General features: G+C 67.2%; 15 protein-coding genes. 7 read left to right on the top strand and 8 right to left on the bottom strand.

The genetic code is table 11. From position 1 onward, the window contains the following. Positions 1–3 precede the first annotated feature (3 nt). On the bottom strand, positions 4–675 hold the full coding sequence (locus QT382_RS01080) for a DUF938 domain-containing protein (RefSeq protein ID WP_289252199.1): 672 nt from the start codon (positions 673–675) through the stop codon (positions 4–6). 2 nt (positions 676–677) lie between these two features. After that, positions 678–1892, bottom strand: a complete 1215-nt coding sequence (locus QT382_RS01075) for a serine hydrolase domain-containing protein (RefSeq protein WP_289252198.1) — start codon at positions 1890–1892, stop codon at positions 678–680. Between the two features lie 270 nt (positions 1893–2162). Here QT382_RS01075 and QT382_RS01070 point away from each other — a divergent pair, with 270 nt between their 5' ends. From QT382_RS01070 to QT382_RS01055, 4 genes are read left to right on the top strand one after another with little or no spacing between them, the layout of a single operon-like run. Next, positions 2163–2717 carry a GbsR/MarR family transcriptional regulator gene (locus QT382_RS01070; RefSeq protein WP_289254664.1) on the top strand — a complete coding sequence of 185 codons (555 nt, stop codon included), beginning with the start codon at positions 2163–2165 and terminating at the stop codon, positions 2715–2717. 3 nt (positions 2718–2720) lie between these two features. Then, positions 2721–4043 carry a cytochrome ubiquinol oxidase subunit I gene (locus QT382_RS01065; protein ID WP_289252197.1) on the top strand — a complete coding sequence of 441 codons (1323 nt, stop codon included), beginning with the start codon at positions 2721–2723 and terminating at the stop codon, positions 4041–4043. Next, on the top strand, positions 4040–5041 hold the full coding sequence (locus QT382_RS01060) for a cytochrome d ubiquinol oxidase subunit II (protein WP_289252196.1): 1002 nt from the start codon (positions 4040–4042) through the stop codon (positions 5039–5041). Before QT382_RS01065 ends, QT382_RS01060 begins: the two co-directional genes overlap by 4 nt. A gap of 45 nt (positions 5042–5086) precedes the next feature. Beyond that, on the top strand, positions 5087–5872 hold the full coding sequence (locus QT382_RS01055) for a substrate-binding periplasmic protein (RefSeq protein ID WP_289252195.1): 786 nt from the start codon (positions 5087–5089) through the stop codon (positions 5870–5872). On the opposite strand, the gene QT382_RS01050 is transcribed toward QT382_RS01055, so the two are convergent. The 5 genes from QT382_RS01050 to glk form a co-directional block, all read right to left on the bottom strand. Further along, a complete protein-coding gene (locus QT382_RS01050; protein ID WP_289252194.1) occupies positions 5860–6633 on the bottom strand; it encodes a sugar nucleotide-binding protein in 774 nt (257 codons plus the stop codon). The genes QT382_RS01055 and QT382_RS01050 overlap by 13 nt on opposite strands. Continuing rightward, positions 6633–7967, bottom strand: coding sequence for an alpha-amylase family glycosyl hydrolase (locus tag QT382_RS01045; protein WP_289252193.1), 1335 nt, complete (start codon positions 7965–7967; stop codon positions 6633–6635). Before QT382_RS01045 ends, QT382_RS01050 begins: the two co-directional genes overlap by 1 nt. A 39-nt stretch (positions 7968–8006) precedes the next feature. Continuing rightward, complete coding sequence (locus QT382_RS01040) at positions 8007–9524, bottom strand: tryptophan halogenase family protein (protein ID WP_289252192.1); 1518 nt, start codon at positions 9522–9524, stop codon at positions 8007–8009. A 74-nt stretch (positions 9525–9598) separates the two neighbouring features. Beyond that, positions 9599–12472: a TonB-dependent receptor gene (locus tag QT382_RS01035; protein ID WP_289252191.1), complete on the bottom strand. Its 2874-nt coding sequence runs from the start codon at positions 12470–12472 to the stop codon at positions 9599–9601. A gap of 264 nt (positions 12473–12736) precedes the next feature. Beyond that, a complete protein-coding gene (gene glk / locus QT382_RS01030; RefSeq protein WP_289252190.1) occupies positions 12737–13714 on the bottom strand; it encodes a glucokinase in 978 nt (325 codons plus the stop codon). A gap of 412 nt (positions 13715–14126) precedes the next feature. Between glk and QT382_RS01025 the strand changes: the two genes are divergently transcribed. The 3 genes from QT382_RS01025 (at position 14127) to QT382_RS01015 (ending at position 17515) form a co-directional block, all read left to right on the top strand. Further along, on the top strand, positions 14127–16040 hold the full coding sequence (locus QT382_RS01025; protein WP_289252189.1) for a glucokinase: 1914 nt from the start codon (positions 14127–14129) through the stop codon (positions 16038–16040). A gap of 32 nt (positions 16041–16072) precedes the next feature. Then, the gene (locus QT382_RS01020; RefSeq protein WP_289252188.1) at positions 16073–16837 is read left to right on the top strand and encodes a substrate-binding periplasmic protein; all 765 of its coding nucleotides are present in this window, start codon (positions 16073–16075) and stop codon (positions 16835–16837) included. 84 nt (positions 16838–16921) lie between these two features. Next, positions 16922–17515, top strand: coding sequence for a dioxygenase family protein (locus tag QT382_RS01015; RefSeq protein WP_289252187.1), 594 nt, complete (start codon positions 16922–16924; stop codon positions 17513–17515). Between the two features lie 4 nt (positions 17516–17519). Here QT382_RS01015 and QT382_RS01010 read toward each other — a convergent pair whose 3' ends face one another. Beyond that, positions 17520–17951, bottom strand: coding sequence for a YciI family protein (locus tag QT382_RS01010; RefSeq protein ID WP_289252186.1), 432 nt, complete (start codon positions 17949–17951; stop codon positions 17520–17522). Positions 17952–17986 lie beyond the last annotated feature (35 nt).

Genomic DNA, 17986 nt, shown 5'->3' with positions numbered 1-17986 from the left:
CGGCTAGGGCCGACCGAACACCAGGATCAGGTTGTTGGCCGGCATCGCCACGGTTTCCAGCAGGGCCAGGCCGGCCGCGGATGCCAGCGCCTCTACGTCGGAGATATCGCGCACGCCCCATTCGGGATTGCCTTCGCGCAGGCTCGCGTCGAAGGCCGCATTGGACGGCGCCGTGTGCAGGCCCTCACGCTTGAACGGCCCGTAGAGATACAGCCGCCCTTCGGTCGCCAGGGCACGGCCTGCGCCTGCGAACAGGCCCTCGGCGACCTGCCAGGGCGCGATATGGATGACGTTGGCACAGAACAGGGCGAGCAGCTCTCGCGGCCCCTGGGCCTGCACGCCGCTCCACCAGTCGGGATCGGACAGATCGACCCGGAGCGGCGCCTGCAGATTCGGCAGCTGTGCATGGGCGCGCCAGGCGGCAATGCTCAGCAAGTGGATTTCGTTGAAGTCGCTGGACCACCAGCGGATGCCGGGCGCGCTGCGCGCGAAATGCACGACATGCTGGCCGGTGCCGCTGCCGACCTCCAGCACCTCGCCGGTCTTGCCTTCGAGACGCGGCCCGAGCACCGCCCAGATCGGTTCGTGGTTGCGATGGAAGGCCGCCGCATCGAGACGGCCGTCGGATGGCAGCGGCTGCCCGTCCTTGCCGAATTCGACGACGTAATCCGCCATGGCTAGTTCTTCCGGTAGTGGGTCGTGATCGCGTCGATCAAGGCCTGGCGGATCTGGGCCGATTGGGGGTCGGTTGCGCCTACCCAGGCGCTGTGCGTGACCACCACGAGGCGCAGCTCAGGGTCTATCCACAGGCCCTGGCCGAAGATGCCGGAAGCCCGATAGGCCTTGCCGGTTGTTGTCCACCACTGCAGGCCATAGCCGCCGCGGCCCTTCAGGCCTTCGGTGGCTTCGCGGGTGGTGGTGACCGCCTGTTCCACCCAGCCGTCCGGCACCACGGCCTGGCCATTGGCCAGGCGCCCGCCGCCCATGAAGAACAGGCCGAAGCGACCATAGTCGCGCAGCGTTGCCGAGAGGCAGCAGCCGGCGATTTCAGCGCCCGAGCGGTCGAGCATCCAGTAGGCGTCGCCCTCCATGCCCAGCGGCTGCCAGACCTTCTCGGACAGATAGTCCGACAGGGTCTTGCCGGTCGCCGCCCGCACCAGAGAGCCGACCAGGTTGGTCTCGCCGGTCTTGTAGACCCACTTGCTGCCCGGCGCGGCTTCGCGCGGCAGCCGGGCCATGTAGCTCACCACCGGGTCCGAGCCGTTCACGCTGGGCTCGGCGGCGAAGCGGGCCACGTCGGAGTTGGGGTCGCCGTAGTCCTCGTTCCAGCGCACTCCCGAGGTCATGTTGAGCAACTGCCGGACGGTGACGCCGTCATAGGCCGAGGCCTTGAGCCCGGGCAGGTACTGGGTGATCGGATCGTCCAGGCCGCCAATCTTGCCGTCGCGGATCGCGGCGCCGACCAGGGTCGAGGCGAAGGACTTGGCCACCGAGAAACTGGTCCAGCGCATCTGCGGCGACTGGCCCAGCGCGTAGCGCTCCAGCACCACCTGGCCATCCTTCAGCACCAGCAGGCCGGCGGCGCGGTTGCGGCTCATGTAGTCGTCGAGGGTCCAGGTCTGGTCGCCGACCTTGAAGCTGATCTCCAGCGGCTTGGCGGCCACCGGCAGCGGAGTGCTTGTGCCACCGCGCTTGACCAGCCGGGTCGGGTACAGGTCCTCCATGTGGGGATAGCCGGCCTTCTGCTCCTCGAAGGACCAGAACAGCACGCTGCCACGGGCCAGTGCCGAGGCGGCTGTGGGTGGCGCCGTGGCCGTCTCGGCGGACCTCGCAGGCAGTGCGAGGGCCAGCAGCAGGGCTGGAAGGAGACGCGCGGCGACGACATGCTTCATGGTGCTGGACCTCCTGTGGACTCGGTGAGCTAGCGGCACGTTCCTCGCTGCCGACGGGGCTGCAGCCGCCGAGCATATATGGGCATGGCAGGCTCCAGGGACCCAATCGGCGCCGCAACACGGCCCCACACCCGACAAGGTTCTTCAGACCGGTGGCTTGCTGAATTTTCAGAAATTACTGAAAATTCAGCACAAACTTGCGCCAGAACAAGGCGGCCACCCGTCAGAGCCGCAGGTCCCTTGACCGAGAACATTGAAAGGCAGATCCACATGGAAGCCATGAGCCCCCTGGTCCGCAGCTTCGTCGCGCATTTCGGCGAGATGGGCAGCCGCTGGGGCATCAATCGCACGGTGGGGCAGATCTACGCCCTGATCTTCGTTTCACCGCGGCCGCTGAACGCCGACGAGCTGGCCGAGGCGCTGGAGTTCAGCCGCTCCAATGTCTCCATGGGGCTCAAGGAGCTGCAGGCCTGGCGCCTGGTACGGCTCAAGCATCTGCCGGGCGACCGGCGCGAGTACTTCGAGGCACCGGGCGATGCCTGGGAGATCTTCCGCACGCTGGCCGAGGAGCGGCGCCGACGCGAGATCGAGCCCACGCTGTCCATGCTGCGCAATGCCCTGCTGGAAACGCCGGCCACGCCGGATGAGCGCTATGCCCAGGAGCGCATGCGCGGCATGCACGACCTGATCGAGCTGCTGACCAGCTGGTTCGACGACGTGCAGCGCATGGATACGCAGACCCTGGGCCAGCTGATGAAGATGGGCTCCAAGGTGCAGAAGCTGCTGGAGTTCACCGGCCGCATCAAGCCGGCGCGGGAGGCCTGAGCCATGCCGGATGCCCTGCTCCTGGCGCGCGCCCAGTTCGCCGCCAACATCTCCTTCCACATCCTGTTCCCCACCATCAGCATCGCCCTGGCCTGGGTGCTGCTGTTCATGCGCTGGCGCTGGCTCAGCACCGGCCTGGACCGCTGGCTCTCGGCCTATCGCTTCTGGACCAAGGTCTTTGCGCTGACCTTCGCGCTGGGCGTGGTCAGCGGCATCACCATGAGCTTCCAGTTCGGCACCAACTGGCCGGGCTTCATGGAGAAGGCCGGCAACATCGCCGGCCCGCTGCTGGGCTACGAGGTGCTGACCGCCTTCTTCCTGGAGGCCGGCTTCCTGGGCATCATGCTGTTCGGCCATGGCCGGGTCGGCGAGCGGGTGCACCTCACCTCCACCTTCCTGGTCGCGTTCGGCACCACGCTGTCGGCCTTCTGGATCCTGAGCCTGAACTCCTGGATGCAGACACCCCAGGGCTACGAGATCATCAACGGCGAGTTCCATGCGCTGGACTGGTGGGCGGTGATCTTCAACCCCTCCTTCCCGTACCGGCTGGCGCACAAGCTGCTTGCGTCGGGCCTCACCGTGGCCTTCATCCTGGCCGGCCTCACCAGCTGGCAGCTGCTGCGCCGCAAGGCCCAGGACTGGACGCCCTCGGTGCTGCGCCTGGGCCTCAGCCTGGGCGCCCTGCTGATACCGCTGCAGATCTGGGTCGGCGACCTGCACGGCCTCAACACGCTGAAGCACCAGCCGGCCAAGATCGCGGCCATGGAAGGCGTCTGGCAGACCGAGCGCGGTGCGCCGCTGCTGCTGTTCGCCTGGCCCGACGAGAAGACGCGCAGCAATCGTTTCGAAGTGCCGGTGCCCAAGCTGGCCAGCCTGATCCTGACCCACGAGGCGGACGGCGAGATCCGCGGCCTCGACGACTTCAAGGGTGCGCATCCGCCGGTCAAGCCGCTGTTCTTCGGGTTCCGCGTCATGGTCGGCACCGGCCTCTTGATGCTGGCCTTCAGCTGGGTCGGACTGTGGCTGTATCGGCGCCGAGGCTGGCATGCCGAGGCCCTGCCGCGCTGGCTGCTCGGCGGCCTGGCAGCCATGAGCTTCTCGGGCTGGCTGGCCACGCTGGCCGGCTGGTACGTCACCGAGATCGGCCGCCAGCCCTTCCTCGTCTACGGCCTCTTGCGCACCGCCGACCTGGCCTCCAAGACGCCGGCCCCGACCATTGCGATGTCGCTGGCCGCCTACTGCACGCTCTACCTGGGCCTGATCGTGGCCTATGTATCGGTCATCAAGTACATGGCCGAGAAACCCGCCGGGAGCCCAAGCAAATGAACCCACACGCCAACGACTGGATGCCCCTGGTATTCCTAGCCCTGATGGGCCTGGCCCTGCTGGTCTACGTGGTGCTGGACGGCTACGACCTGGGCGTGGGCCTGCTGATGTCCGGCGCCAGCGACGAGCACAAGGACCGCATGGTCGCCTCCATAGGCCCGTTCTGGGATGCCAACGAGACCTGGCTGGTGCTGGGCGTGGGCATCCTGCTGGTGGCGTTTCCCAAGGCCCATGGCCTGATCCTGCAGGCGCTCTACCTGCCGGTGGCCCTGATGCTGATAGGCCTGATGCTGCGCGGCGTGGCCTTCGACTTCCGGGTCAAGGCCCAGGCGCAGTTGAAGCCGCTGTGGAACCGGGCCTTCATGCTCGGCTCGGCCCTGGCCTCGCTGGCCCAGGGCTGGATGCTGGCGCGCTACATCACCGGCTTCGCCGAGGGCTGGAGCTTCGTGCTGTTCGCAGCCCTGATCGCCCTGGCCAATGCGGCGGCCTATGCCCTGCTCGGCGCCGGCTGGCTGATCATGAAAACCGAAGGCGAGCTGCAGCAGTTGGCCGTGCGCCGCGCCAAGCAGGCCTGGCCCGCGGTGGTGGTGGGCCTGCTCGGCATCTCGCTGGCCACGCCCCTGGTCAGCCCCACGGTGGCCGAGCGCTGGTTCCGTCTGCCGGAGCTGATCGCCCTGCTGCCGATTCCGCTGACCACCGGCCTGGCCCTGCTGGGCCTGCGCGCGCTGCTGAACTCGCACCGCGTGCTCGGCAAGCTGTGCTGGCTGCCGTTCGCGCTGATGGTGCTGGTGATGCTGATGGGCTTCCTGGGCCTGGCCTACAGCCTCTACCCCTTCGTGCTGATCGACCGCATGACGGTCTGGCAGGCCGCGGCCGCGCCCAAGTCGCTGCAGTTCATCCTCTGGGGCTGCGCGATCACGGTGCCGGCCATAGCGGCCTACACGGTGTTCGCCTACCGCGTGTTCTGGGGGAAGGCGGACGAACTGAGCTACGCCTGATGCGGCCCGGCGGGCCCACAATGGGCAGGTCCCGCCGCTGCCGCCATGCTCCACGATCCCGCAGTTCCGCCCTCGCGCCGCCGCCTGCTGGCGCTGCTCGTGGGCCTGCTCGGTACTCGCTCGGCCCGCGCGACCGGCGCCCTGCGGCTGCGCATGGTGCAGGCCCACTGGCCACCCTACGTCCACATGGTGAACGGCCGGCCGGCCGGACTGGATGTAGAACTGATCGAGGCCGTGCTGCACCGCATCGGCTACCGGCTGGAACTGGTGGCCGAAACCCCGCGCCGGCGCCGGCCTCAGCTGCTGGCCGCCGGCGAGCTGGACATGCTGCTGGCGGCCACGGTCACCGAGGACCGGACCAGCGAGTTCAGGTTCAGCAGCACCTACCGCCAGGAATGGATAGGCCTGCTGTGCCTGGAATCAAGGCTGGGCGAGTTCGCCGCGCTGCACAGCTATGCCCGCCTGGTCGAGCGCCGCATCAAGCTGCTGGCACCCAAGCACCGACTGGGCGGCGAGCTCGACCTGCTGATCGACCAGCTGCGGCCCGCCGGCCTGCTCGAGCCCTACGACAGCGCCCAGCGCGGCCTGGGCATGCTGCAGCGCAGCCGGGCCAGCCTGATCGTCGGCGACATTCCCGCCCTGCTCCACCTGGGCCGCAGCGAAGGCACGCCGCTGGCGCGACTGACCCTGCCGGAGCAACGGGCGCCGGTCAGCCTGATGCTGAGCCGCAAGACCGTCAGCGCCGCACTGCTGGCCCAGATCAACGGCGCACTCGCGGCACTGGAAGCCGACGGCACGCTGCCGGCCATACGCAGGCGCTACGGCTTCTGAGCGAGGCGATCGGTGAGTGATGGCAGGCGAGCCGGCCCGGCATCGGCCAGTCGCTGGTCATGCCGGTAGTCCTCGTTGACCTCGATGCGCCAGGCCTTGCGCTCGAAACGGCGCGCCAGGCCCTGGACCACCTGGTCGAAGCTCAGGGCGGACTCGGCATTGCTGTCCAGATGGACCACACGGCCGGCCGCGGCCGGCTCCTCGATCAGCGCCAGCAAGGCTTGAGCGGTGTCAGTCATGAAGGAACAGGCCGGAATCCAGGCGCGGCTGGCCGCGATGCGGCCCTGCTCGCGCTGCCACTGCTCCAGCGTGGCGAGCATGTTGTTGCCGCTGGAATGCTCGTCGATCTGCCAGCCTATGCGGGCGATGCAGGCACCGGGATGAGCGCCGCGAATCGCGTCCTCGCCGGCGATCTTGGAGCGGCCGTAGTCGTCCTTCGAGGTGCGCTCGTCCTGCGGGCGGTGCGGCCCGTCCGGCTCGTGGTCGAAGACCATGACCGTGCTGGTATAGAGCAGGGGCAGGCCTTGCTGCGCCGCATGCTCGGCCAGACCGCGCGACCATGAAGGCGAGCCGAGGGCCAGATGGGCGATGGCATCGGGCCGGCTGGCCTGCAGATGGGCGGCCACGGCCTGTTCGTCGTCGACCGGGATGCGACGGCGGTCCCAGCCAAGCACCTGCCAGCCGGCGGCCTCGGCCGCGCGGGCCAGATGCGGCGCCAGCGTGCCGCCCAGGCCGGTCACCAGCAGTCGGCGCAGGCCCATCAATGCCGGGTCGCGATGGACCAGCCCCAGGGCGCCAGCTTTCGGGACGCGCCTTCAAGCCGGTAGGACTGATCAGCGGCCGAAAGATTGACCGCAATGGTGACGACGTTGCGGCCCAGCTGGCGGCGGAAGGCGAAGACCTGCTCATTGCCGGCGTCGAGGATCTCGGCCGGTGCGCCGTACTGGCCGTTGGCCAGCGCCGGATTGGCATGCTTGATCGCCATCAGCTCGGCGTAGAAGCCCTGCAGCTCGTAGCTCTTCCACTGGACGGCGTCCTTCTCGAAGAACTCCAGCCGCTTGTCCAGCCGCGACTCCTGGCCGCCGTAGACCAGGGGCATGCCCGGCAGCGTGAACGTCAGCGCCGCCAGCGCCTGATAGGCCTCGCCGTAGAGCTCGCGGTCCGTGCCGTGCCAGGAGTTGAAGTCATGGTTGCTGGTGAAGCGCATGCGGTAGGCATGGCGCGGATAGACCTTGGCCGCCTTGCCCCCGTTCTCGGCCTTGAGCCAGGCCCGCAGCTCGGCCGCGCCGGCCTTGCCCTTGCCTATGGCCTTGAACACGTCGGCCAGGTCCCAGCTGTAAGTCATGTCGAAGGCACTGCGGTGCAGCTCGGGCTTGTCCGACTCGGCCAGCATGAAGACCGGCTTGATCGCATCGAGCTCGCGGCGCGCCCGCTCCCAGAAGTCGGTGGGCACCAGGCTGGCGACGTCGCAGCGGAAGCCGTCCAGGTCCACTTCCCTGAGCCAGAAGGCCATGGCCGAGATCATGGCCTTGCGCAGGTCTTCGCTGCGGTAGTCCAGGGCAACCACGTCGGTCCAGTACTCGGGCTCGGGGCCCTCGTGGAAGGTGACCGGAAAGATCTCGCCCTTGTCGTTCAGCTTGTACCAATCCTTGTGCTGCGTGGTCCAGGCATGGTCCCAGGCCGTGTGGTTGGGCACCCAGTCCAGGATGATCTTGAAGCCCAGGCCATGGGCCTGCTTGACCATGGCCTTCATGTCGTCCAGCGTACCGAACTCGGGGTTGACGGCCGTGTAGTCGCTGATCGAGTAGTAGCTGCCGAGGCCGCCCTTGCGCTCCTTCTTGCCTATCGGTTGCAGCGGCATGAACCAGAGGATGTCGGCCCCCAGCTTGCGGATGCGCGACAGGTCCTTGGCAAAGGCCTTGATCGTGCCTTGCTGCGTGTGCTGGCGCAGGTTGACCTGGTAGATCGTGGCCTGGCGGGACCAGGCCACATGGGGCATGTCGGTTGCAGCGTTCTGGCTCATGGCTTGGAGAGGCAAGGCGCCCAGGCAGGCCGTGGCGGCCACGGCCTGTAGCAGCCGGAACAGGGATCTCATGGGAATCAATCCTTTCGCGGCCGGCAGGCGGCCTGGCGCCTACATCTTCAGCGGCGCGGCCTTGCAATGCTGCGCGATGTAGGCCGAGTGCTCGGGCATCACGTCCACGCACTTGCCAATCACCTCGCGCACCGCTTCCAGGAATTCCTCGATGCCGGCCTCGGTCTGCACGTCCACCAGCGGGTGGTAGCCGCGGGTCTCGAGGTTCTGGCCCTCCATCACCTGCAGCCAGCCCACCTCGGTGAACAGCTCGTTGTTGAAGCGGAAGATGCGGCCGTGGCTGCGGTAGAGGTCCATCTTCTCCTTCAGCGTCTCGGGAATCTCCATCGAAGCGCAGGCCTTCCAGAACTCCGAGTCGGTGCGCTGGTTCAGGTGGTAGTGCAGGATGATGAAGTCGCGGATGCGCTCGAAGTGGAAGCGGCTCTGGCGGTTGAATTCCTCGACATCGGTGGCGCTGAAGCCCTGGTCGGGGAAGAAGTCGATCAGCTGCTGGATCGAGGCCTGGATCAGGTGGATGCTGGTCGATTCCAGCGGCTCCAGGAAGCCGCTCGAGAGGCCGATGGCCACCACGTTCTTGACCCAGCTCTTGTTGCGCATGCCGGTCTTGAACTTGATCATGCGCGGGTCGGCCAGCGGCTTGCCGTCCAGGTTGGCCAGCAGCGTGGCCGCGGCCTCGTCGTCGCTTATCGCATTGCTGCAATAGACATGGCCGTTGCCGATGCGGTGCTGCAGCGGGATGCGCCATTGCCAGCCGGCCTTGTGCGCCGTCGAGCGGGTGTAGGGGGTCAGCACCGGCGCCGACTCGCAGGGCACGGCCAGCGCGCGGTCGCAGGGCAGCCAGTGCGTCCAGTCCTCGTAGCCGGTCTCGAGCAGCTGCTCGATCAGCAGGCCACGGAAGCCGGAGCAGTCGATGAACAGATCGCCTTCGATCCGCTCGCCGCTCTTGAGCACCACCGCGTCGACATGGCCGTCACCCTCACGCCGCGTGGCATGAGAGATCATGCCCTCGGTGCGCTTGACGCCGCGCTGCTCGGCCAGCTTGCGCAGGTAGCGCGCATAGAGGCTGGCGTCGAAGTGGTAGGCGTAGGCGATCTCGCCCAGCGGCGAGTTCGGCAGGTCGGCCTGGGCCGGCAGGAACTTGTTGGCCTTGGAGGCCATGCGGGTGATGGAGTACTCCTCCAGCGGCCGCGCCTTGCCGGCCATGTGCTGCTTGCGCCAGTACTGCTCGAAGGGCACGGTCCAGAGGTCCTGGCCCACGCGGCCGAAGCCGTGCATGTAGCGGTCGCCCAGCCGGCCCCAGTTGACGAACTCGATGCCCAGCTTGAAGGTGCCCTGGGTTTCGCGCACGAACTCGTTCTCGTCCAGGCCGATGGTCTTGTTGAAGCGCTGGATCATCGGGATCGTGGCCTCGCCGACGCCGACGATGCCGATCTCGTCGGACTCGACGAGTCGGATCTCGTAGCGATTGCGCAGCACGGTGGCCAGGGCCACGGCGCTCATCCAGCCGGCGGTGCCGCCACCGACGATGACGACGGTCTTGATGGGGGTCTGCTTCATGCTCGAAGAATAAAGAAAAAAGAACCCCTGCGGGCCAGGGCCGGCAGGGGTCAAGTCGAGGAGCCGGAGGAGGCTTACAGCTTGTAGTTGATGCCGAACAGGTAGGTCTTGCCGTACTTGATCTTGTCGGTCACCACGTTGCGGTCCGTGTTGTAGCGCTGGAACTCCGAGTTCGTCATGTTGTTGCCCTGGGCCAGCAGGGACAGGCCCTTCAGCCAACCGGACTGGAACTCGTAGGACAGCTGCAGGTCCACGATGGACTCGCCCTTGATGAAGGTGAGCTGGCGGTTGTCCTGGAAGTCGCTGACCTCACCCAGGAAGTCCGAGCGATGGCGCTGGGCCACGGCGATCTGGAAGCCTGCCTTCTCGTAGTAGAAGCGCAGGTTCGTGACCTTCTTGGACAGGCCCGGCATCGGGATCTTCACCGTGCCCACGTTCTCCACCGAGAAGCCCGAGGTGGGCAGCTCGACCGAGCTCGAGGTGTCGGAGTGGTTCAGCATGATGCCGAAGCCGTCCAGCCACGAGGACACGAAGTTCAGCGGCACGTTGATCGCGAACTCCATGCCGTGGATGTTGCCGCCTTCGCCATTGATGGGCTGGTTCAGCAGGCCCACGGTCGAGCCCTTGTTCGGGCCGGTGGTCGGCAGCGGCGTGGCGGCGCTGGTGTAGGGCTTGAAGTCGAACACCGTCGGCACGCGCAGGATGTAGCTGTCCAGCTTCTTGTAGAAGCCGGCGGCGCTGAAGTAGCCCTTGTTGCCGAAGTACTTCTCGTACGACAGGTCGATGGCCTTGGCGCGGAACGGATTCAGCTTCGGGTTGCCGCCGTCGCCGGTCAGGATCTGCACACCGGTGTTGTTGACCGTGTAGCCCAGGCTGGCCCGCATGTCGTTCATGTTGGCCCGCGACAGCACCTTGGCCGCAGCGAAGCGCATCACCTGGTCACCACCCAGGTCGAAGTTCATGTTCAGGCTGGGCAGGATGTCGGTGTAGGTCTTGCCCTGGGCCACGGTGGCACCCGGGCAGGTCGCGGCGGTGTTGCCGGTGCAGTTCGCACGGTCCACGTTGAAGCCGGTCGACGACTGGTCGGTGTGGACCATCTGGAGGCCGACATTGCCGCGGTAGGGCAGACCACCCAGGTCGCCATCGAGGTCGCCCTTGAAGTAGCCGGTGGTGACCTTTTCCTTGACGCTCCAGTCCTTGTTCAGGATGTCGGAGTCGACCTTCTTGGCCAGGTCGTAGATCGAACCCAGCGAACCACGCGGATCCCAGGACACGACCTGCAGGCCCGTGGTGCCGGCAATGGCCACATCAGAGCCCGGCACGGCGGTGGCGCCATAGGGGTCCGTGCCCTTGATGAACAGACGGCCTTCCTGGGTCTGGCGGATCTTCTCGCGGTTCGTCACGTTGATGCCGAACTCACCGCTGACGATGGGGCCCCAGCCCAGATCGGTCTTGCCCGACAGGCGGAAGCTGTCGATCTTGTCCTGCACATGCGGCAGGGCGACATAGCCGGCCTGCGGCGAGCCTTCGCCACCCGACCAGCCGTCCACGTCGGTCAGCTTGGCGATGGCGCGGTCGGCATAGCTCAGGCTGGTCGTGTACTTCACGTCGGTGAAGTTCTGGCCATTGAAGCCGGTCCAGCTGATCGAACCCAGGCCGGCAGCGCTCTTGTTGCCATTGCCCGGCTGGCCGGCCGTGGTTTCGTAGCGCGAGGAGTCGCGAACGACCTTGGACTGCGAGATGTCGGCCAGCAGCGTCCAGTCCTTGAGCTTGAGCTTGTTGTTCCAGCCCCAGGACTTCAGGCTGTCGTCACCGCCTTCGAAGTGGTTGCGCACCACGCCCTTGTAGTTGCTCAGCGTGCCCGATGCGACCACGCCGTTGGCGATGGTGTAGTTGGTGATCTGGCCGCGCGGGTCGTAGGCGCTGTTGTCATCGTCGCCGATGGCGCCTTCCAGACCGGTCTTCTTCAGACCGAAGCGGCCCTTGGAATAGAAGTAGTCGAAGGTCGACTCGAAGTCCTTGTTGGGCTTCCACTGCAGCGTGGCCATGCGGCCTTCACGGGTGGCCGTGCTGTTCTCGGTATCGGCGGTGAAGCCGCCCATCACGTTGACCTTGTTGACACCGGTGGTGCAACCGGCCGGCGGGGTCGGGCCGTCACAGGCCAGCAGCGGCGAACCAGCGCCACCGCTAGGAGCGAACGGCAGCGTCCAGCCGCCCCAGGAATTGAACTTCTGCTGGTCGGCGCCCTTCTCGTCGAACTTGACCAGGCCCACGGCCACGCCGATGGTCTTGTCGGCGAACTGGTCGATGTAGCTGACCGACTTGCGCGTGCCCGTGCCTTCACCGGCACCCGAGGCCACGCCGGTGCGCTGCTTGCGGTAGTTGACCGCGGCCTGGCGGCTGCTGAAGTTCAGCGGACGCACCGTCTGCAGGTCGATCGTCGAAGCCAGGCCCTGGCCGACCAGGGCGCCGTCCGGGCTCTTGTAGATCAGCACCGAAGCCAGCAGCTCCGACGGATAGAGGTCGAACTCGACGCCGCGGCTGTCGCCGCTGGAAGCCTGCTCGCGGCCGTTCAGCAAGGCGCCGTTGAAGTCGGGCGACATGCCGCGCACGCTGACGCTGGAGGCCTTGCCGGTGGACTTGTTGCGCTGCGAGGCGACGCCCGGCAGACGGGAGACCGATTCAGCGACGCTGGCATCGGGCAGCTTGCCGATGTCTTCGGCCGAGATCGCTTCGATGATGGAGTCCGAGCCCTTCTTGGCCGAGATCGCATCCTCGATGCCCTTGCGGATGCCGGTCACCGTCACGGTCTCCAGCGTCTGCGGTTGGGCCTGCGGCTGCTGCGCGGGCGCAGTCTGCGCATGGGCGCCAGCCATCATGAGCACCGTGCAGCCAGCCACCACCGGGCTGAGACGGAAAAGCTCACGCGTCTGTCGTGCTTTCGTCATCGTTTGTCTCCTGAAGCTTTCTTGGAACAACACAGCCCCGCAACGATCTGGAGTAGTTCTTGTCGGGGATTCGGGAACTTGTTTTGAAGAATTCTGTACTAAAACTAGATCGCATCCAATACAAAGGAACCCCTAAGTTCGCTTTCTTGATTGCGGATTTGCACAAAAAACACAGGCAAACCTAGGGTAACCACCATGCAATCCGGGTGAAATCAAAGTGCCGCTGCCATTCGGTGGTTTGCATTAGTAGTTCAACTACATGAACTACAGGTCAATCTGCTCCAAGGCCAGTGCCGCACCACTGAGGGCCGCCAGCGTGTCGGTGATCAGCACCGTGGGCACGACCTCGAGATAGCCGCGGAACCGCCCCTTGGCCTCGAATCGCTCGCGAAAGCGCGAACGGAAAAACAGCTCACCCAGCCTCGGCACGATGCCGCCACCGATATAGACACCCCCCCGCGCACCCAGGGTCAGGGCCACGCTGCCGGCGAAGCCGCCGAGCAGGGCGCAGAACACTTCCAGAGTGCGGACGCAGAGCGCATCACTGCCCGTGGTACCGGCCTCGACGATCTGCTCGGCAGTCAAGGCCGGCGCCACCATATGCCCGGCCTGTCGCGCCACGGCACCATGCAGGACCGGCAGCCCGATGCCAGACAGCAGCCGCTCGGCCGAGACATGGGCGTAGTCCCGCCGCACCAGGGCCAGCAGCTCGCTCTCATAGTCATCGGCCGGCGCCAGCGTGGCATGGCCACCTTCGCCCGGCAGCGCTACCCAGCCGTGCGCGGTCTCGATCACGCCGCCGACACCGAGCCCGGTACCCGGGCCGATCACGGCCAGCGTGCCCTTGGGCGTGGGCAATCCATCGGGCGCATGCAGCTGGTCGCCGCGCAGCCGCGGCAGCGACAGGGCCAGTGCCTCGAAGTCGTTCAGCACCAGCAGCTTGTCCAGGCCCAGGCGTGTGCGCACGGCCTCGATGGAAAAGCTCCAGGGACTGTTGGTGAACTCGACCCGATCACCGGCAATCGCGGTCGCCACGGCCACCGCGCCCAGCACCGGCTTGATAGGCAGAGCATCCGCCCCGCCCGGCAAGCCTGCCAGGTAGGACTCGACCGCCTCGGCCAGCCCGGCATGGGCAGCCACCGGCAAGGTGCGCACATGGACCACCGATCCGCCACTCTTCTCGACCAGACCGAAGCGGGCATTGCTGCCGCCGATGTCAGCCACCAGGCAGGGCTGATTCATCGGCCAAGCCTCCAGGCTGGCAGGACGAAACACGGGAATTGGCGCACGCAGGAACGCAAAGGCAACAGAGCTGACACGGGCTGAACCCCGCCCCCGCGGTTGGCCTGGCCGCAATGCGAACGGCGCCGACCCCGGGGGCTGAAGGATTGGTACAAGTTGGCAGAAGGTAGCAAAACTACATCATCTTCACAAGAGCATCGCCACTCATCTATGAGATTGTTGGTTTTCGTCAGTGAAGATCGACTGTAACTTGGCTACAGACCCCTGGGTTTCATCGACTCGCCAGCGGCTTGGGGATGGCGACAATGAAGCAAAATTTCCTGACGCCACCGGCGCCATGCCCCAAATCGGGGAGCCTAGGCGCCTTGATAATCGCGCGCCACCTGCTCCCCAGCCTTCTCGAAGCGCCGCCATGCCTCCATTCGACAACCCTCGACTGATTGCCGACATTGGCGGCACCTATGCCCGGTTCGCGCTGGAGGAGGCGCCGGGCGAGTTCAGCCAGATCGCTTCGCTGCGCTGTGCCGAGCACCCCGACTTCCACGCCGCCGTCAGCGCCTACCTGGCCTTGCTGCCGGCCAGCATCGAGGTGCGCCACGCAGCCATCGCCATCGCCAACCCGGTCGAAGGCGATTCGGTGCGAATGACCAACTACCACTGGCAGTTCTCCATCGAGGAAATGCGCCAGCGCCTGGGGCTGGACACCCTGGTCGTGGTCAACGACTTCACCGCCCTGGCCATGGCCGTGCCCCGTCTCAAGCCCAGCGACCTGCGCAAGATCGGCGGCGGCGAGGCGCGCCGCCAGAGCGTCATCGGCGTGCTGGGCTCGGGCTCGGGCCTGGGCACCTCGGGCCTGATTCCCTCGGGCGACGGCTGGATCTCGCTGGGCGCCGAGGGCGGCCACACCAGCTTCTCGCCGCGCGACGAGCGCGAGATCGACATCCTGCGCTTCGCCTGGCAGCAGTTCGAGCACGTTTCCTTTGAGCGCCTGGTCTCCGGCCCTGGCCTGGAGCTGATCTATCGCGCACTGGCCCAGCGGGCCGGCGTGGGTGCCACGCCGCTGTCAGCACCCGACATCACGCAGCGCGCGCTGGAGGCCAGCGACCCGGTCTGCGTCGAAGCCCTGGAAATGTTCTGCGCCCTGCTCGGCACCGCGGCGGCCAACCTGGCCGTGACCCTGGGCGCCCTGGGCGGCATCTATATCGGCGGCGGCATCGTGCCGCGGCTGGGCGCCTATTTCGACCAGTCGCGCTTCCGCAGCCGTTTCGAGGACAAGGGCCGCTTCCGCGACTACGTGTCCGGCATCCCGACCTATGTGATCACTGCCGAGCAGGCCACCTTCATGGGCGCCTCGGCCATCCTGGATGCCCAGCTACGCACACTGGAAGGCACGCCGGGTTCGGCCATCCTCAGCCAGATCCGCCGTGCCCGCAGCGAGCTCTCGCCGGCCGAGCTGCGCGTGGCCGAACATGTGCTTGCCCACGCGCGCGACGTGCTCAACGACCCGATCGCCGAGATCGCCAAAGCCGCCCACGTCAGCCAGCCCACGGTGATCCGCTTCTGCCGATCGCTGGGCTGCGAGGGCCTGTCGGACTTCAAGCTGCGCCTGGCTTCGGGCCTGACCGGCACCGTGCCGGTGACCCACACCCAGGTGATGCACGACGACTCGGTGGTGGAGCTGGGCACCAAGGTGCTGGGCAACACCGCCTCGGCCATCCTGCAGGTGCGCAGCGAGCTGAACCGCGAAATGATCGACCGCGCCATCGAGCTGCTGATCCAGGCCAACCGCATCGAGTTCTTCGCCGTCGGCCATTACGGCGTCGTGGCCCAGGATGCGCAGTTCAAGTTCCTGCGCTTCGGCGTGCCCAGCAGCGCCCATACCGACCCGCGGCTGCAGACCCTGGCCGCCGGCGTGCTGGGGCCGCGCGACGTGGCCGTCATCATCAGCAGCAGCGGCAAGCTGAGCGAGCTGCTGGAGGTAGCCGACAAGGCGCGTGAACGCGGCGCCGCCGTCGTCGCCATCACGGCCAGCCAGTCGCCGCTGGCCAAGAAGGCCGATGCCACGCTGATCGTCGACCATGTCGAGGACGTGTCCACCCACCTGCCCATGATCAGCCGCATCCTGCATCTGCTGGTCATCGACATCCTGACCGTCGGCGTGGCCATGCGCCGCAACCCCGACGGCGTGCCGGCCCTCAGCGGCAGCGCCGACGAGGCGCTGGACGAAGCCCAGCCCTCGCCGGTCAGCCGGCCGGCCGCCCGTAGCGCCGCCCCCGGGGTCAGCATGGCCTCGCCGCTGGCCAAGCTGACCTCGCACAGCCGCTGAGGCAAACGGACTGACAAGACACGATGGCGGGCATGCTGCGCTGCTTGCTGTTCTGCCTGGCCGGCATGACCGGCGGGGCGCAAGCCGCCATCAGCATCTGCTTCAACCAGGAGCTGAACGACCCGGCCGCCCATCCGGTGGCCGTGGAGCTGATCCAGGCCGTGGCCCGGCGCGCGCCTGAGCTGGAGATCCGCCTGGTCCCGCTGCCCTGGGCCCGCTGCCTGCGCGAAGCCGCGCTCGGTGAACACGACGGTGCCCTGGCCGCCAGCCATACGCCCGAACGTGCCGCCGGCCTGGCGTTTCCGCTGCAGGCCGACGGCCAGCTCGACGACAGCCGCCGCATGTTCGCGCTCGGCTACTGGCTGCTGCGGCCGACCGGCAGCCCGCTGCGCTGGGACGGCCAGCAGTTCCGCGGCCTGGCCGAAGCCCAGCAGCCCCTGGGCGCGCAGCGCGGCTATTCCATCGCCGAGTTCGCGCGTCAGCACGGAGCCGCGGTCGACGACGGCTCCCCCACGGCGCAGGCCATGATGAGGAAGCTGGAGCTGGGCCGTTTGTCCGGCGTGCTGGTCTCCCAGGCCCATGCCAAGGACCTGGCGGCCGATCCGCAATGGGCCGGCAAGCTGGAGACGGCCGGGCCCCTGCTGCTGCGCAAGTCCTACTTCCTCGTGTATTCACACGGCTTCATCGCCAAGCGCGGAGCCCTGGCCGAGCGGCTCTGGAGCCTGCTGGCCCAGGAGCGCGAGAGCCCGGCGTTCAAGCGGCTCTACCAGCATCAGCTGGGCGCCGGCCAGCCCTGAAGCCACCGCGTCTGCTGGTTTGCACTCTCCCTCAAGGCAAGGAAGCGGGCCAGAATGCCGGTCCCTCCTGCTCCGAGGTCCCCCATGTCCGTGCTGCTGCGTCAGCATCGCCTGAATGACCGCCGCCAGCTCTTGCAGCTGACCGCCGGCACCCTGGTGCTGGGCGCCGTGCCGGCGCTCGCGGCAGCCAACGAGGACGTGCCGGAGACCGAAGCCAACTGGGAAGGACCGTTCTACAAGGCCGGCGCGCCGCTGCGCTCGTTGCTGCTGGAGCCCGGCATGGCCGGCACGGTGCTGACCCTGAACGGCCGGGTGCTGGACGTCCATGGCCAGGCCCTGAAGCGCGCCCTGCTGGACTTCTGGCAATGCGACAGCCAGGGTGTCTATGACCAGGCCGGCTACCGGCTGCGCGGCCGCATGGAAACCGACGAGCAGGGCCGCTTCCAGTTGCGCACCATCAAGCCAGTGGCCTACGGCCTGGGCTCGGCCCGCAGGCCTGCCCACCTGCACGTCAAGGTCAACGCGGTCGGCGGCCCGGTGATCACCACCCAGCTCTATTTCCGCGGCGACCCCGAACTGCGCGCCGATGCCGAGGCCAAGCCCTCCCTGGTGCTGGCGCCGCAGCGCCTGGGCAGCGAGCTGATCGCCCGCTACGACTTCGTGGTCCGCACCGGCTGAAGGCTCAGCGCGGCTTGGCCGCCTCGATCTCCGCCCTCAACCTGTCCTCCTGCTCGCGCAGCTCCGGCGTGAACTCGGTGCCGAAGTCCTCGGCTTCGAAGACCGGGCGGATCTCGATGATGGAATCGCTCTCCATGGGATTGGGGCAGCGCCTCACCCAGGCGACCGCCTCGTCCATGGACTTGACCTGCCAGAGCCAGAAGCCGGCAACCAGCTCCTTGGTCTCCGTGAAGGGCCCGTCGGCGACGCGGCGGTCCGGGCCGCTGAACAGCACCCGCGCCCCGGCCGAGCTGGGCTTGAGGCCCTCGCCCGCCAGCATGATGCCGGCCTTGACCAGTTCCTCGTTGAAGGCGCCCATGGCGGCCAGCAGTTCGGTCCTGGGCATCTGGCCGGCCTCGGACTCGGCCGTGGCCTTGACGATCACCATCACACGCATCTCGCATCTCCTTGGGTTCTGACCGGCATCCGCGC

Origin of the sequence: Pelomonas sp. SE-A7 (genome assembly GCF_030345705.1) — a bacterium.
Classification (GTDB): Bacteria; Pseudomonadota; Gammaproteobacteria; order Burkholderiales; family Burkholderiaceae_C; genus JAUASW01.
The sequence above is the reverse complement of the archived record's forward strand: the minus strand, read 5'-3'. Positions and strand labels throughout refer to the sequence as shown.